Source organism: Candidatus Neoehrlichia procyonis str. RAC413 (assembly GCF_000964795.1).
Lineage (GTDB): Bacteria > Pseudomonadota > Alphaproteobacteria > Rickettsiales > Anaplasmataceae > Neoehrlichia > Neoehrlichia procyonis.
In genome coordinates, this window is sequence record NZ_LANX01000001.1 from 814,811 (window position 1) to 831,266 (window position 16,456).

The window sequence follows — 16,456 nt, forward strand, 5'->3', positions numbered from 1 at the left end:
TGAAGTAGAAAAATATCAAGCACTTAATTACTACATTCATTGCTTATAAGCGATACTTTTTTACAATCATACGTATAAGTACTTAATTTTAAACATGTATATTTCTTTTTCTATACTCGTATAATATAAGGTGCAACTTATAACTTTATTTAGTCTCATATTTTATAACGTAACTAATAAAATAATTACTATCTTTAGATTCACATTATATAATAATTAATTATGTTGCAAAGGCAAAACAATGTATGAAATAATCCTTTATATATCACAATATCACCGCTGGATTGAAGCTTTTCACGTTATATCAGTAATTATGTGGATGTCTGGTATGTTGTATTTACCAAGACTTTATGTTTATCATGCTAATGTGCCATACAATTCTAATCGAAGCAACATGCTTAAAGTAATGGAACATAGATTATTAAAAATTATTATCAATCCAGCAATGATTTGTAGCGTATTCTTTGGCATAGTACTTACCATTACTACAGAAGCATATAATACAACATGGTTCAAAATTAAAATGACCTTTATAATGTTAATGTTAATAATCCATATGATACTTGCTAAACATTATCAAAATTTTTATTATGACAAAAACACAAAAAATGCTTTATATTTTAAAATAATAAATGAAATTATAACATTAATAATAATTATTATTGTTATAATGGTAGTAGTTAAGCCCTTCCGCTAGTAAAATAAGTTTATAAAAATATTATTTGACTTTACAATACTCTGTATTCTACAATGAGGTAGGGTTGTTTTCATGTTTTCCAAGAGAAAAATTCATGGTTGCACTTAATACTCCTAGTGTGGATTTGCAGTTTACTGCAAGGGATTTTTATTTGAAATCTATAGATGGTCAATTTTATAATCTTAGTAAATGTCATAAAGGAAGTGCCTTGCTAATAATGTTTATTTGTAACCATTGCCCTTACGTAAAATCTATCATTAGTAGGTTAGTACGGGATGTTACAAAGCTCATTAATGACTACAATGTTAGTTCTGTAGCTATAATGCCAAATGACTTTATATCATACCCAGAAGATTCTTATGATAATATGATTAAATTTGCTAAAGAAAATAATTTTTCTTTTCCATATCTGATTGACGAAACACAATCAGTGGCAAAAAGTTATGGTGCTGTATGTACACCTGATTTTTTCGGATTCAATAGTCAGCTTGAATTACGTTATAGAGGGAGATTTGATGCTACTAATACAAATGCAGCAGAATCTAATAATAAAAACAGTGATTTATTTGATGCTATAAAGTTCATTTCTGAAACCGGAAAAGCACCTAAACAACAAAAGCCAAGCATTGGTTGTTCAATAAAGTGGTATTCTTTCAATAAATAATATGCATGATACTAAGTATTTATTAGATATAATAATATTACTTTCTGCTGCTGTTATAATTGTAGTAGTGTTTTGGAAATTGAATATTAGTCCTGTTCTTGGATACTTTGTTGCCGGTACTATTATTGGATCTCATGGATTTCACCTAATAGAATCCTCTGCTATCATTAACAACCTTGCAGAATTTGGTGTTGTATTCCTACTATTTTTAATAGGCATTGAACTAACATTCGATAGATTGATTGCAATGCGTATACACGTTTTTGGATTTGGAACATTACAAGTAATAGTCTCTGCTGTAATAATATGGGGCATTGCACGTATGTTTAACATAGATTATAAAGGTTCAGTAGTAATAGGCGGAGCTTTAGCACTATCTTCAACAGCAATTGTCTTACAAGTACTACAAGAAAAAGGGCATCAAGCATCGCAAATTGGTAGGTTATCTATTGCGGTATTACTGTTACAAGATTTTGCAGTAGTACCACTAATTGTAATGCTACCTCTATTAGCCGGAGAATCTAAAAATAGTATAACAATAATGTTATTATATTCAGTATTAAAAGCTGGGGTCGCTTTAGCTTTGATTTTTATTACTGGCAGATTATTACTCAGGCCTTTGTTTAGCACAATTGCATCAATTAAAAGCTCTGAAATTTTCATTGCTACAACTCTTTTAATCGTTTTAGGTGCAGCATTTATTACAGAAAACTTTAATCTTTCTATGGCACTAGGAGCTTTTGTTTCTGGACTCCTTGTTGCAGAAACAGAATATAGGTACGATGTTGAACAAGTTGTATTGCCATTTAAAAAACTACTACTTGGACTCTTTTTCATGACTGTAGGAATGTCAATCAACATCACACTATTAATAAGCAAATTATCAATTATCATATTATTATCTTTTTTGTTAATTATTATTAAGTCTTCAATAATTTTCATATTATGTAAATTTTTCCGTTTTCAAATAGCATCAGCAATAAAAGCAGGATTGTTATTATCTCAAGGTGGTGAGTTTGCATTTATTTTATTTGGTCTTGCAGCAGAAAAAAATGTACTATCAAGTGATTTAGCACAAATCTTAATGATGATTACTACTATAACAATGGCTTTCACTCCTTTACTTGCTACATTAGGAGACTGGATATCACATCTTATAAATAAAAATAAGATTTCTTTCTCATCTCAAGAGTTATTATTAGACACACAAGACTTAGATCAGCATGTAGTAGTAGTAGGTTTTGGAAGAGTAGGACGTATGGTTGCAAGAGTATTAACAGCAGAACAAGTGCATTACATTGCATCCGATATTCAGCCACATGTTGTAAAAAATGGAAGAGATGAGGGCTTTCCTGTATACCTTGGTAATTTAACAAAATTAAGTACCTTGGAATCAATGGGTATATCGCGTGCAAAAATAATCATAATAGCAATTAACAATGATGTAACCACAAAAAAAATAATATCTTTAGTTGCTAAAAATTTTCCTAATATTATAATCGCGGTACGGCTTCCTGATCTTACAAATGCTGAAACCTATCAGGACCTTGGAGCACATTATTTAATTCCTGAAACATGTGAAACTGGATTACAATTAGGTGCAGTTGCTTTAGGTATTAGCGGATTTAGTGCTAATGCTATATCATCACTTAAAAATAATTTTAGAACTGGCGGATACTTTATTACAAAAAAACATACTGAAGAATAACTTATTTTATATCTTAAAAATATTTATTTATAAAAATAAGACAATATAGTTTCACATTTTATTAGTTAGGCAACTTACTTTATAAAAATACTATATCCATACAAGAATTTTACACATAAATCAAGCTAGCTACAACTTAAATATTAATACTTCACTAAAATAAGTACTAAACAAACCATACAAAGTTTTTTTGATAATCTTCTATACTACACGTCAATTCAACAACTACAATACATTGCTGTATCAAAAACAGCGTATAATACTCATATTGCCGTCTCATTCCATATATAAACTAGTAGCTTCTATTTAACAATAGTAAAAATATATATTATAAACTTTTACACCTACTTATAATCTCCTATTATAAAAATATCAATTATATAATATTGTTTAAAAGCTTTAAGGCTATATACACGGTTAAATAGTTAATATACAATATCTAAGAGCTTTATATATACTCTAACAAAAATAAACAACATATCCCATAAAAAGTACTAACTAAAATTCCTACAAATCATAAGGAACCTAAATGTAGAATCACATATCACAATTTCTATAAACTTTACATATAAAAAAAAAACATATATTATGCCAATCACCTACAAAAATTATTTGTTTATGTATGATCCTATAACGCTGTCACGCAAGTTAATTTCTTTTCCAAGTATTACACCAGATTGTAGCGATGCAATTAATTTTATATCTAAAGTATTAGAAAATCATGGATTCACTTGCAATATGTTAAATTATGGAAATGATAATATACAAGTTAAAAATCTATATGCACAATTAGGTAATACTTCTCCCAATCTATGCTTTGCAGGACACACAGATGTTGTACCTGTAGGTAATTTACAAAAATGGTCCTTTAGCCCTTTTTCTGCAACCATACATAATAATGTATTGTATGGACGTGGTGTTGTTGATATGAAAGCAGCAATATGCGCTTTTATATCTGCAGCACTAAATTATAAAATAACAAATGGTTCTATAAGCTTCATTATTACCGGCAATGAAGAAGGTACAGAATACGAATATGGAACACCAGCAGTATTACAATGGATGACACAAAATAATAAAAAAATAGACTTTTGTATTGTTGGCGAACCTACAAGTAATTTACAAGTAGGTGATACCATAAAAATAGGTCGTCGCGGTTCTATTACTTTTCACCTTACATGTCACGGTATTCAAGGACATGTTGCTTATCCACAATTTGCACATAATGCTATAAATGATATAATATATATTATTCATAAAATAAAAAATATACATCTCGATCATGGAAATGAATATTTTCAACCCTCGCATTGTGAAATCACAGATATTAATACAAAAAATACAATAACTAACATTATTCCAGATTCAGTTACAGCACATTTTAATATTCGTTTTAACAATCAACATAGCGCTCAATCTATTTTTAAAATAATAGATGATATTTGTTCTAGCATTACAAAAAAATACTCTCTATCTTACAAATTATCTGCTGAACCTTTTATTAGCAACCCTAATAAGTATACACATGCCTTAGTATCCGTTATTAAAGAAACTACAGACCAAGAAGTAGTATTAAGTACTTCCGGTGGCACTTCAGATGCAAGATTTATCAAAAATTTTTGTACTGTAGCTGAACTTGGATTACTTAACAAAACCGCACATAAAATTAACGAAAGTGCTCCAGTATCAGATATTATCTTATTATCCACAATTTATAAAAATTTTATAGAAAGATTTTTCTCAATGCATAACAATACATGTTAATTATCTAACATGACGTTAAAGTCTTCTTTTTTATACCCACTTAACCTAAGTATCAATAATTCAGTAGGACACATAAGCAGTGTAATATTTACGTAAACTATGTTGATTATTGTATAAAACTTAATGAATAAATAAAAACATGCTTCGCTAAAAATTAAACTTCCCTATATCTTAAATAATGTCATAATACGATATTCTAAAAACATAAGTAACTAGCTATCTTACGTACCTTACGTTAAATTCATGTTACAATAAGAATCCTGAAATAGCCCTTTCTCCTATATATTATTTAACTAGCAGAGCATATCAATATTGATAAAAAGAAAATATAATAATTTTTATCAATTACACAAATATACAGATTAACTAAACATATAATAAACGTACAGTATAACTCTTATTCTCTAATTTACATGTCAATATGAAGTCAAGAAAACACAGTTCCCATACAATCTAATATATAAATATTATATAAGATATAACAACGTGCATAATATTCCTATTATATTCTATAATAATATCACTCTATCAGTAGTATAATATTAGAAATTTTATTTCAAAAAAAGTTCATCAATGTTATAAATATAACATTAGTACAAGGATATTAAGCATTGATTCTTAGTAAAATTATAGACTTAATTTTCCCACAAACTTGTATTAATTGTAGATGTAACATTGCTCATAGTAAAAATAGTTTATGCAATATATGTGAAAACGCTATTGATTTTTTAAATGATAATTACTGTACAACCTGTGGCACTTCTCTACAGAATAATATAAAAGTATGTACCAAATGTTCACTTGGCAAATCATACATTACAAATTTAGAATCTGTGTTTGCTTATAATCAATATAGTAAAAATATAATATTAAATTTTAAATTCTTCGACGATTTATACCATATAAAAACGTATGCTAAATGGATGTATACAAAAGGTCATTATTTATTTCCAGAAACAGATATTATTGTTCCAATCCCATTACATAAAAGAAAATTACTTTACAGAAAATACAATCAAGCTGCCTTATTAGCTAACAGTATAAGTAAACTTTGTAAATTACCTGTAGAATTATTTGCATTAAAAAGAATATATCATACAACTCCTTTATATAATCTATCAATCAACATGCGAAGACAAACTATAAAAAAGTCTTTTAAAATCAATAACATAAATGCCATTCAAGGAAAAAAGATATTACTCGTTGACGACGTAGTAACAACCGGCATTACAATTCAAACATGTGCTAAAAAACTTATTGAATCTGGAGCAAAAGAGGTTAAAGCATTAACATTAAGTAGAACCTTGCGTACATAAAAATACCTTTATATTATAATAATATTAAGTTATTATAGCAGTAAATTACATAGCTTAATTTTAAGGATATTTAATGATAGAGCAAAACATAATAAAAATTAATGCATATACACGTTTAAGTATTGGTACAGGTCCTTCTCGCGCTCTTAGAAGAAATGGTATGATTCCAGCAGTTATATATGGTAAAGGACGTAATCCTATCAGTATAAGCCTGCCTTATAAGGATTTTTTAAGTAAATGTAGATTATTTTCTTTAACTACACATTTAATAGAATTAGAAATTGATAACATCAAAGAATATGTTTTACTAAGAGATATACAAAAACATCCAGTAAGTGATATTATTCAGCATGTTGATTTTCAATTTGTTGGTAAAAATACAGAAGTTAAAGTAGATGTTCCTATATCGCTACTTAATGAACATAAGTGTATAGGTGTAAAACGTGGTGGAACTTTAAATATATTGCATCGTACTTTATCTCTAAAGTGTTCTCCTCAAGCAATTCCTCAAGCAATAGAAATAGATTTATCTGATTTGGCTGTAGGACATTCAATTCATGTCAGCGATTTAAATCTTCCTGATGCAGTAACAGTAATAATGAAAGAAGAAGATTCTGCTATAGTTACAATATCTAGTGCAGAAATTGAACAAGACGAAAAAGATTCTGAAACTAGTACCACTGATAGTACATCAGAAAGCAAGTAATTTTTATATTATGTTCACTTTATTAGTAGGACTTGGTAATCCTGGTGCAAAATATGAGTCAACGCGTCATAACGTTGGTTTCATAATAGTTGATGCTATAGCAGATTATTTCAGTTTTCCTCAGTTCTGTAAAAAACACGATGCTTTATTGTCAATCAGCAATATAGGGACACATAAAGTAATGTTACTAAAGCCTCAAACATTTATGAACAATTCCGGCAAGTCTGTTGCTCAAATTGTAAACATATATAAAATTACACTTGATAATGTTATCATTTTCCATGATGAAGCTGATATACAATTTGGCAAAATAAAACTTAAAAAGGGAGGTAGCAGTGCAGGACATAACGGATTACAATCAATTACCCAAACAATTGGTCAAGATTATTGGAGAGTAAGATTTGGTATTGGTAAACCAAATCATCCAATGAAGCTTGAATATTATGTTTTATCTAATTTTCATAACATAAATGAAGTGAGAAATATGGCTCATAATATTTCACAACATATCTACCTATTACTCACAGATGATAAATTTCAATTTGTACAAAGTTTGTTAATATAGTCACAATCCTATGTCTTTGCATTAATATTTTTGATTCTAAATTTAACATGGCACATTAAAATTAAACATCAAACGTATTTACCGGGTGATTATAACACTACAGTAGCGCTACCATATAGAATTGTAAGCAATATAATAAACACTTTAAAAATATAACAATATGATATAAATTTCATTACTTTATCTTAATATCACATTTTTCATTATATTAAATAAAGCAAGAACACCATAATACAATAAACTATCTTAGTATTTAATAATTTATAAAGAATAACACAATTGTACATCCTATAGTTACACTAAATTCAATAATATCGCAAGATTAAACATAGTTAATAACATATTATAATTACCATATAAACTTCCAAATACAAAGAATTTAAAAGTACAAAAACAGATAATAAATTTTTTATTGTATAGTTTTCCTATACATTATTCACTTTTATTATATCGAACCTTATTTTAATGATATAATCAACATTAAAATGTGTTAATATATTGTATGTAATGATAAATCTTTTTTCTATTTTCAAGATCTATCACATAAATTACATGTATGCCACACTATTAATATAGATATTGAACTGAAAAGTTATGCAATTTAATGAAATATACGAAGAATGTGGGGTATTTGCAATAAAAAATAACCGCCATGCAGGATTAAATTGTATATTAGGCTTGCACGCATTACAGCACAGAGGACAAGAATCCTTTGGAATTGTTACATCTGATGAATCAGATAATAATGATTTACATACATATCATTCACACGGTTATGTTAATGACATACTTAACAAAACAAACGCTATAGATGCTTTACCAGGAACCTTATCAATAGGACACGTTCGTTACTCTACAAGCAGTGATAAAACCAAAATGCAACCTATAGTTGCAAATTGCAAGTTCGGTAAATTAGCAATAGCTCATAATGGAAATCTAATCAATGCAAAGAAAATACGTCATAATCTTATTGAGCAAGGCTGTAAATTTTCATCAGAAATAGATACAGAAGTGATTGTACATCTAGTCGCTACAAGTAATGAAGATACTCTTGTCAACAGTATAATATTTGCTCTAAAACAAATAAAAGGAGCATATTCTTTAGTAATCATGACAAAAAATACACTAATAGGAATAAGAGATCCCGCAGGAATAAGACCACTAACACTAGGAATTTGTAAAAAATCTTATGCCTTAGCATCAGAAACTTGTGCTCTTGATATAATCGGGTTTAATGCAGTCAGAGATATCAATCCTGGAGAGTTAATTATTATTAATAAAGACAATAAAATTACAAGTCTATTTCCCCTACAGTATAATAAACCAAGCTTTTGTATATTTGAATACATATATTTTGCTCGTCCCGATAGCATAATGGAAAACCGATCAATATATGAAACTCGCAAGAACATTGGAATAGAACTAGCAATTGAAAATCCCCCACCAAATAACATTGATATGATAGTACCTGTTCCAGATTCTGGCATACCAGCAGCAATAGGTTATTCATCACATACAAAAATTCCTTTTGAATTTGGAATGATCAGAAGTCACTACATAGGTCGTACATTCATACAGCCTACTGTTCAAATACGTAACATGAGTGCTAAACTCAAACACAGTGCAAATTCTGCTATATTAAAGAATAAAAATATAATACTAATAGACGACAGTATTGTACGCGGTACAACATTAAAAAGTATAATATCCTTACTAAGAAATGCAGGAGCAAAACATATACACTTACGAATATCTAGTCCTCCTACTAAATATTCCTGCTTCTACGGTATAGATACACCTGATGAATCAAAGCTTATAGCAAATAATTTTTCAATAACTGAGCTAGTAGAAATTTTACAGTGCGATAGTTTAGCATTTCTTAGTATAAACGGATTATACAAAGCAATTCGCAATACACACCGTAATACTCAAAATCCTCAGTACTGTGATGCATGTTTCACTGGCTATTATCCTATAGGAAAATAATACAAAAGATTAAAATTTTAAATATATTCACAACATATTATAAAAAACAACAAACTTACAAAATAATATAAAATTACAAATATCTTTAACAAAGTTACATATTTACATTTAGAAAATAAAGAATTAACTAAACACTTTTTTAGAAAAACCACAATATTTATAAATACAACCAAGTACCTGCGATAACAGATATAAGTTCTTACTTATCTTTATAAGACCGTATTTTATAATAAAATATAACTGCAACTTCATAATACAATATATTAAAATCAAGTAGAACTTTCTAACATTAATGAAACTTAGTACTATCTCTACAAACAACTCAAACTTAATGTTTACATGAAATTAAAATAATTTATTTTCATAAAAAATCAATAAAACATTTACTATTTCCAATTTAATTAACATAAAATCAGTTTTTATATATATTCACTTCAACATTACCAACTTTCATAATTCTTTGTTGATCTACTATTTTATCAGTTTGCAATATACATAATCCTATATTTTGTATACTAAATAACAATTCACCTATCAATTCATTCTGAAAAAACACTTCTTTTACGTCTGTAGGTAATTTATCTGAAGAGGTAATCGTATAAGTCTTTTGTTTAGCACCAGCACGATACATACGTGCAACTACTTCCTGTCCTATGTAACATCCTTTGTTAAAATCAATAGCATTAAGCTCATCCATCCTAAAATGCAAAGGAAAAGATCTTTTCTTTTTCATATCCCTATTACAATCTGGTATTGTATGTTGTATCTTTAGTATTTCATATTCTTGTAAACCTATATCTTGATACCATACGTTTTTTAATATAGGCATAATAACACGCGTTCCTATATTAGCATTCCTAGGATCATTAATAAATATTAACCCATCCGTAATATAAGTTTTTCCGCAATGACCTTCTTCAGAATCTATTATTATACCAACTTTATACTCTCTAGAACAATCTCGAATTTTTACTTTTTTATGTAATCTATATAGCATAAGCTGTGTTATAAGGTCATTTTTATCTGCACTATCACACTCCAACAATAAATCGTCTTCTTTTTGTACTACAAAAAAATCATACATATATCTTCCCTGAGGAGTTAATAGCAAAGAATAAATAGAGTTCCTTGCATTAACCTTAAATATATTATTTGTAATTATGCTGTTAAGAAATTGCTTAGCATCAGGACCAGAAATTTTTATTATACTACGACTCAATAATGTAGTAAACTTCACAATCAATACCTCAATAATTATTTTAGGTGTGTACCTTATTAATAAAGTTAATAAGCACTCAATACCTTAAATTATTCCTGAACCAGGCCATCAAGATATTGTAACAGAAATAAAAATAATTCGATACTAATATATAAAACATACCTTTAAAACAACAAAAATTATGGCACATTCCTGCTTATTATGCAATTATATTACCATGATAAAGTGTGTAAAATACATTATCCTCACATAAGCAGGTCTTAATTACAACAACATCTACCTGTTTTAAACATTTACGTTCTTGTACAACATAATAACTAAACTACAAATATATAAAAAATAGTAATATTTCATTACAATTCCTTTTGCTAATATCATGTAGCTATAGCACTAAATTTATAAATACCGCAATTACTACAGCATATAATAAACATCTAAGCTGTAATATTCATATTATGTTTACAATAAACTCGCTATTAAAGTAGCGAGTCACTATACCATTGCCTACAAACTATCCATTAATATAACGCATTATATACAAATCTTCTATCATATTACATTTCTATGTACTAACTGTAATATTAGAGGCTTTTTTTTTAAAAGTAACAACTCCTATAATCGTTCCACCAAGTACTATCATACAAACCCCGATCCATATCAAGTTAATATAAGGTTTATAATATATCTTTACAGCAATACCTTTATGTACATCTATATCACCTACTATTATATAAATATCTGATAAAAAATTATGATATACACTACTCTCAGTATTCCTAGTTCTCTCAACCATATAAAATCTATTCTCGGGCAGTAATTTACCTATTAATTTATCATTATCTTTTATAAGAAATAATCCTCTAACTGCTTCATAATTAGCTTGCTTAATAAGAGAAAGTTTTGATAAAATAATCTCAAAGCCATGAATGCCTACACGGCTATTTTCTCTCATATATTGTTCTTTAGTTTCTTGAAAAACCGTAGAGCATATTGCTCCTAATATTAGGATAGAAAATCCCATGTGAGAGATAAGCATTGCATAATATCTGCCGTTCAAAGATATAGCCAACTTTACAGACTCATCCAAAGACACTTTAAATAATTTAATTTTAATACTATAATCTTTTAAAGAAGATATAATCAACAATACCGATAGTAACAATATAGAAACAACAACACCTTTAAAAAAGATTAAAAGCAATATCATAAAAATTATCAAAAAATATTTAAGGTTTATTTTTACACTATCATTTCCCTGCCAGCTTAACTCTAAGACAAAAACCATTAACAATAATAATACAATAACTAACCCGCTAAAAATCATATTATAGTATTGGGAACCTACCGAAATGACTTCACCTGTTAATAATTCTAAAATAACAGGATATATAGTACCAACAAATACCACAACAAAGGCCGTAAAGAATAATATATTATTTATCATTATCGCAGTAATCTTTGAAACATAAGAGAAACAGCAGCTCTCCTCTGGTTTTTTAAAAAAAACCATCAATATTATAATACTTGCACTTACAATAATACCTATCAATATTAATATATATATTCCTCGCTCTGGATCATTTGCAAAAGTATGGACAGAAACTAAAATTCCAGAACGTATCAAAAATGTACCAATTAAACTAACCCCAAATGTAAGTATCGATAACAAAAATGCAAAACTACAACATATATTAAATTTTTTAACTAAAGATATTATATGTATTAATGCTATTCCTAATAACCATGGCATTAGTGAAGAATTTTCAACAGGATCCCAAAACCAAAATCCTCCCCATCCTAATTCTCTATATGCCCACCAGCTTCCTAAAGCAATACCGCAAGTTAAAAAAGACCATGAAATTAATACCCAAGGATTTACTATACGCACCCATTCTTGAGGTTTTTTTTGTACCATAATACTAGACAATGTTATAGAAAAAACTGTACTAAATCCAACATATCCAAAAAACAATATAGGAGGATGTACAGCTAATCCTATATCCTGCAACATAGGATTAAACCCTAATCCATCAAGTTCAGTTGTTATCATTCTAGTAAATGGATTAGATGTTATCATCACAAATAATGAGAACCCACAATACAATAGGTGCTGTATTGATATAGCAACTCTCTTTAAATCTTCTGGCTTTAACAACAATTCCAATAATAATGCATGTGCACTTAGCATCCAAAGCCATAGTAAAATCGAACCCTCATAGTTACCCCATACACCACATATTTTATATATTAAGGGTTTAGTTATATAAGAATTATAGTAAACATTACAAAAAGAAAAATTATCTGTTACATGAACATAAATTAATAAGCCTACAGCAAAGCTAACTAAAAAAAAAATTGCATATGTAAATATCTTACTAAAAGTAAATGATAAATACGAAGCAGCTGGATAAACTGCAGATAATATACACGTTGCTAATAATGGTAAATTTACAACACTATCTACAAAATTTAACATAAACTACTACGTTCAGCTGTTAAAAAAATATAAGCTATATCCATCAGTACAGTAACAATTGTTATTATCTAACAACATAGAGCAAAATACCTTATGACACTAATCAAGTATTAAGAAAATTCTATAAACAACACTCTACAAATTTATAACAAAATATTTAGCAAAACAATTCACCAAATAATTATAACCTGGGCCATTAATTACAAAATTTGAATAAATAATTAATTTTATCAATTACATAATTAGTATACCAGTACATGCTTAAAATAACAACTAAACATCATAAACTTAAGATTATTACTTACTAAACACTTATTATATTACAATAAAATTTTTGTTTGTAAGAACTCATCAAACTTTAACAAAATACAACTATTTATAAAATAAATACCACATTAAAATTAAACATCTCAAAAAAAAATAACTAATACCAATTAGTAATAAATACATCTTTTGTTACTATTACAAAGTTATTGCATCACTAATGACTATTTTCTATACTTCATTAATAAAATAAAATTAAATATATGCAACTACGTGATAAATACTCATTTAAAGCTATAGAAGAAAAATTTAATACTCTTTGGAAAAATACACAATTATATAAATGGAAAAATTCTCAAAATAACAATTTTGTGATTGACACTCCTCCCCCTACAATATCAGGTCAACTACACATAGGACATGTGTTTAGTTACTGTCATACCGATTTTATAGCACGATATCAACGTATGACAGGAAAAGATGTATTTTATCCTATAGGATTTGATGACAATGGGTTGCCTACAGAAAGATTAGTTGAAAAAACTAAAAAAGTAAGAGCAAAAGATCTTGAAAGAAAAGACTTTATTAAAATGTGCCAACAAGTTTCTTATGATTTTAGATGTCAATTTAAACAACTATTTCAATCCTTAGGTATCAGTTACGATTGGGAATTAGAGTATCATACCATTAGCAAAGATATTCAAACACTATCACAAATATCCTTCATTGACTTATATGAAAAAAATAAATTATATAGAAAATTACAACCCATTTTTTGGGATACAGTAGATCACACAGCAATTGCGCAAGCAGAAATTGAAGACAAAGAAGTTTCATCTTTTATGAACATAATTAATTTTAAAACAGAAAGTGGAGAAACAATCAATATTGCAACTACACGCCCAGAACTTATACCAGCATGTGTAGCAATATTTTTTAATCCCAAAGATCATAGGTATACCCACTTAAATGGACAATATGCTATAGTACCTATTTTTGAAAATAAAGTAAAAATTCTACCAGATAATAAGGTAAAAATAGATAAGGGAACAGGATTGGTTATGTGCTGTACATTTGGTGACGAAATGGATGTTTACTGGTGGCAAACTCATAAATTAGATACTAAGATCATAATCAACAAGGTGGGAAAAATTCACAATTTACATGCATCTACAGAAAAAGCACATGCCTTTGTCCAAGCAATTAATAATTTATCTATTATTAGCGCCCGTAAAGCAACAATAGAATTCTTACTACGGCATAATCTACTTATTTCTCAGCAACCAATCGTACATAACGTTAAATGTGCAGAAAGATCAGGAACTCCTATTGAAATTTTACTCAATTATCAGTGGTTCATAAAAACACTAGATTATAAAAATGAGATACTAAAAAAAATTCAAAAAATTAATTGGTATCCTGAATCTATGAGTAAACGTATAAAAATATGGGTAGATAGTTTAAATTGGGACTGGTGTATATCACGTCAACGATACTTTGGGGTACCATTCCCTGTATGGTATTCTAAACGAGCAGACGAGCTAGGAAAAATCATTATCCCAAACATTCAAGATTTACCAGTAAATCCAACAATAGATCTTCCATATGGATACAGTAAAGATGAAATAGAAGCAGAAACTGACGTAATGGATACCTGGGCCACCAGTTCACTCTCTCCACAGTTTCATGTCAAATGCATTGACAAAAAAAAATTACAAAATATAAACAGCTTACCTTTTTTATTTCCTGCAAATTTAAGAACTCAAAGCCATGAAATTATACGTTCTTGGGCATTTTATACTATATTAAAATCTTACCATCATAATAATGATATTCCATGGAAAAATATCATGATTAGTGGATGGTGTTTAGCAGAAGATAAAACAAAAATGAGTAAATCAAAAGGAAATACCATAAATCCATACAATATATTAAATACATATGGTGCCGACGCAGTAAGATACTGGGCAGCAAATTCTAAACTTGGAACAGATACAGCATTTTCTCATGACGTTATTAAAACTGGGCAACGTTTTATTACTAAGCTGTGGAATGCAAGTAAATTCGTCTCTATATTTATTTCGCATTACCAAAATCCCAACATAACATATGTAACAGAACCAATGGATAAATGGATACTATCAAAACTATACAAAGTAATACTAAATACAACACAACAACTTAACTGCTTTGAATATTGTCTCGCATTGAATACTGTTGAAGAATTTTTCTGGAAAGATTTTTGTAATAATTATTTAGAGCTCACAAAAAAAAGAGCATATGGCAAAGATGTTACCTCACAAGAAAATTTAAGTGCTATTCATACTTTATCTTACACACTTAAAACCTTACTTAAACTATTAGCACCATTTATCCCATATATCACAGAAGAAATTTATAGTAATCTCTATCAATGCGGTTCCGTTCATGATCAAAACAACTGGCCTATTAAAGAAGCAAGCTTACATGATACGCTATATGAACAACTAGGAAATAAATTTATAGAAATACTAGATCAAGTAAGAAAGCTCAAATCCGATATGAAAGTTTCTGTTAAATATCAAATAGATACACTGACAGTCAACTGCCAAGATTCTTCTCTTTTTTCTGAATCATTCACTAAAGACTTAAAATATGTATGTAACGCAAATAATGTACTGTATAATACTACCTTACATTCCTTACAAAATACTACTTTAAGTGTTTCTGCAACTTTTACATAATGTAAAATACATTTATGATATAACATAGCAAATTATCATAAAAATTTATAATTATCATTATACTTATTAATAACCAAATCTTTTACGTACAAAATTTTTGTATAAAAAAATTATATCCAAAAATTTTAATTTATCATCACACTCATCACCTATGATATTATATAATTCCTTCTTTATGTTGAACGTGTCACTTAAAAATGTACAACATATAAGCTAATTCTGTATATCTTTTTATTACTCTGTGATATTTTTTGTGAGAGTTAACATCTTGACCGTATGCTCTCTTTCTTTTGTGACTCTCAATAATTATTACAAAAATCTTTTCAGAAAAATTCTTCAACAATATTAAAAGCAGTTAATAAGTTGTT

The 16,456-nt window shown here is 28.1% G+C and carries 11 protein-coding genes; 9 read left to right on the forward strand and 2 right to left on the reverse strand.

The window, feature by feature from the left end; translation table 11 throughout:
* Window positions 1-241 precede the first annotated feature (241 nt).
* The 8 genes from hemJ (at window position 242) to purF (ending at window position 9,406) form a co-directional block, all read left to right on the forward strand.
* On the forward strand, window positions 242-697 hold the full coding sequence (gene hemJ, locus NLO413_RS02980; protein WP_084229812.1) for a protoporphyrinogen oxidase HemJ: 456 nt from the start codon (window positions 242-244) through the stop codon (window positions 695-697).
* A 94-nt stretch (window positions 698-791) separates the two neighbouring features.
* Window positions 792-1,361, forward strand: a complete 570-nt coding sequence (locus tag NLO413_RS02985) for a thioredoxin family protein (RefSeq protein ID WP_045809028.1) — start codon at window positions 792-794, stop codon at window positions 1,359-1,361.
* 1 nt (window position 1,362) lies between these two features.
* Window positions 1,363-3,069: a cation:proton antiporter domain-containing protein gene (locus NLO413_RS02990; protein ID WP_045809029.1), complete on the forward strand. Its 1,707-nt coding sequence runs from the start codon at window positions 1,363-1,365 to the stop codon at window positions 3,067-3,069.
* Between the two features lie 618 nt (window positions 3,070-3,687).
* Window positions 3,688-4,833 carry a succinyl-diaminopimelate desuccinylase gene (gene dapE / locus NLO413_RS02995; RefSeq protein ID WP_084229814.1) on the forward strand — a complete coding sequence of 382 codons (1,146 nt, stop codon included), beginning with the start codon at window positions 3,688-3,690 and terminating at the stop codon, window positions 4,831-4,833.
* 611 nt (window positions 4,834-5,444) lie between these two features.
* Window positions 5,445-6,149: a ComF family protein gene (locus NLO413_RS03000; RefSeq protein ID WP_232295911.1), complete on the forward strand. Its 705-nt coding sequence runs from the start codon at window positions 5,445-5,447 to the stop codon at window positions 6,147-6,149.
* A 73-nt stretch (window positions 6,150-6,222) separates the two neighbouring features.
* Entirely contained in the window at window positions 6,223-6,855 is a 633-nt protein-coding gene (locus NLO413_RS03005) for a 50S ribosomal protein L25/general stress protein Ctc (protein WP_045809031.1), read from the forward strand.
* 10 nt (window positions 6,856-6,865) lie between these two features.
* Window positions 6,866-7,420 (forward strand): aminoacyl-tRNA hydrolase, encoded by a 555-nt coding sequence (gene pth, locus NLO413_RS03010; protein ID WP_045809032.1) that lies wholly within the window; start codon window positions 6,866-6,868, stop codon window positions 7,418-7,420.
* A gap of 594 nt (window positions 7,421-8,014) precedes the next feature.
* Window positions 8,015-9,406 carry an amidophosphoribosyltransferase gene (purF, locus tag NLO413_RS03015; RefSeq protein WP_045809033.1) on the forward strand — a complete coding sequence of 464 codons (1,392 nt, stop codon included), beginning with the start codon at window positions 8,015-8,017 and terminating at the stop codon, window positions 9,404-9,406.
* Between the two features lie 412 nt (window positions 9,407-9,818).
* Here purF and ygfZ read toward each other — a convergent pair whose 3' ends face one another.
* Together ygfZ and NLO413_RS03025 are read right to left on the reverse strand one after the other, a co-directional pair.
* Window positions 9,819-10,643 (reverse strand): CAF17-like 4Fe-4S cluster assembly/insertion protein YgfZ, encoded by an 825-nt coding sequence (gene ygfZ / locus NLO413_RS03020; protein ID WP_052690380.1) that lies wholly within the window; start codon window positions 10,641-10,643, stop codon window positions 9,819-9,821.
* Between the two features lie 544 nt (window positions 10,644-11,187).
* Window positions 11,188-13,101, reverse strand: coding sequence for a heme lyase CcmF/NrfE family subunit (locus NLO413_RS03025; protein WP_045809034.1), 1,914 nt, complete (start codon window positions 13,099-13,101; stop codon window positions 11,188-11,190).
* 527 nt (window positions 13,102-13,628) lie between these two features.
* Here NLO413_RS03025 and NLO413_RS03030 point away from each other — a divergent pair.
* Window positions 13,629-16,088, forward strand: coding sequence for a valine--tRNA ligase (locus NLO413_RS03030; protein ID WP_045809035.1), 2,460 nt, complete (start codon window positions 13,629-13,631; stop codon window positions 16,086-16,088).
* The last annotated feature ends 368 nt before the right edge of the window (window positions 16,089-16,456 follow it).

Excerpts from the sequence above, each read along its gene's own strand:
- hemJ (WP_084229812.1), top strand. The coding sequence starts at position 242 with ATGTATGAAATAATCCTTTATATATCACAATATCACCGCTGGATTGAA.
- NLO413_RS02985 (WP_045809028.1), top strand. The coding sequence starts at position 792 with ATGGTTGCACTTAATACTCCTAGTGTGGATTTGCAGTTTACTGCAAGG.
- NLO413_RS02990 (WP_045809029.1), top strand. The coding sequence starts at position 1,363 with ATGCATGATACTAAGTATTTATTAGATATAATAATATTACTTTCTGCT.
- dapE (WP_084229814.1), top strand. The coding sequence starts at position 3,688 with ATGTATGATCCTATAACGCTGTCACGCAAGTTAATTTCTTTTCCAAGT.
- NLO413_RS03005 (WP_045809031.1), top strand. The coding sequence starts at position 6,223 with ATGATAGAGCAAAACATAATAAAAATTAATGCATATACACGTTTAAGT.
- pth (WP_045809032.1), top strand. The coding sequence starts at position 6,866 with ATGTTCACTTTATTAGTAGGACTTGGTAATCCTGGTGCAAAATATGAG.
- purF (WP_045809033.1), top strand. The coding sequence starts at position 8,015 with ATGCAATTTAATGAAATATACGAAGAATGTGGGGTATTTGCAATAAAA.
- NLO413_RS03025 (WP_045809034.1), bottom strand. The coding sequence starts at position 13,101 with ATGTTAAATTTTGTAGATAGTGTTGTAAATTTACCATTATTAGCAACG.
- NLO413_RS03030 (WP_045809035.1), top strand. The coding sequence starts at position 13,629 with ATGCAACTACGTGATAAATACTCATTTAAAGCTATAGAAGAAAAATTT.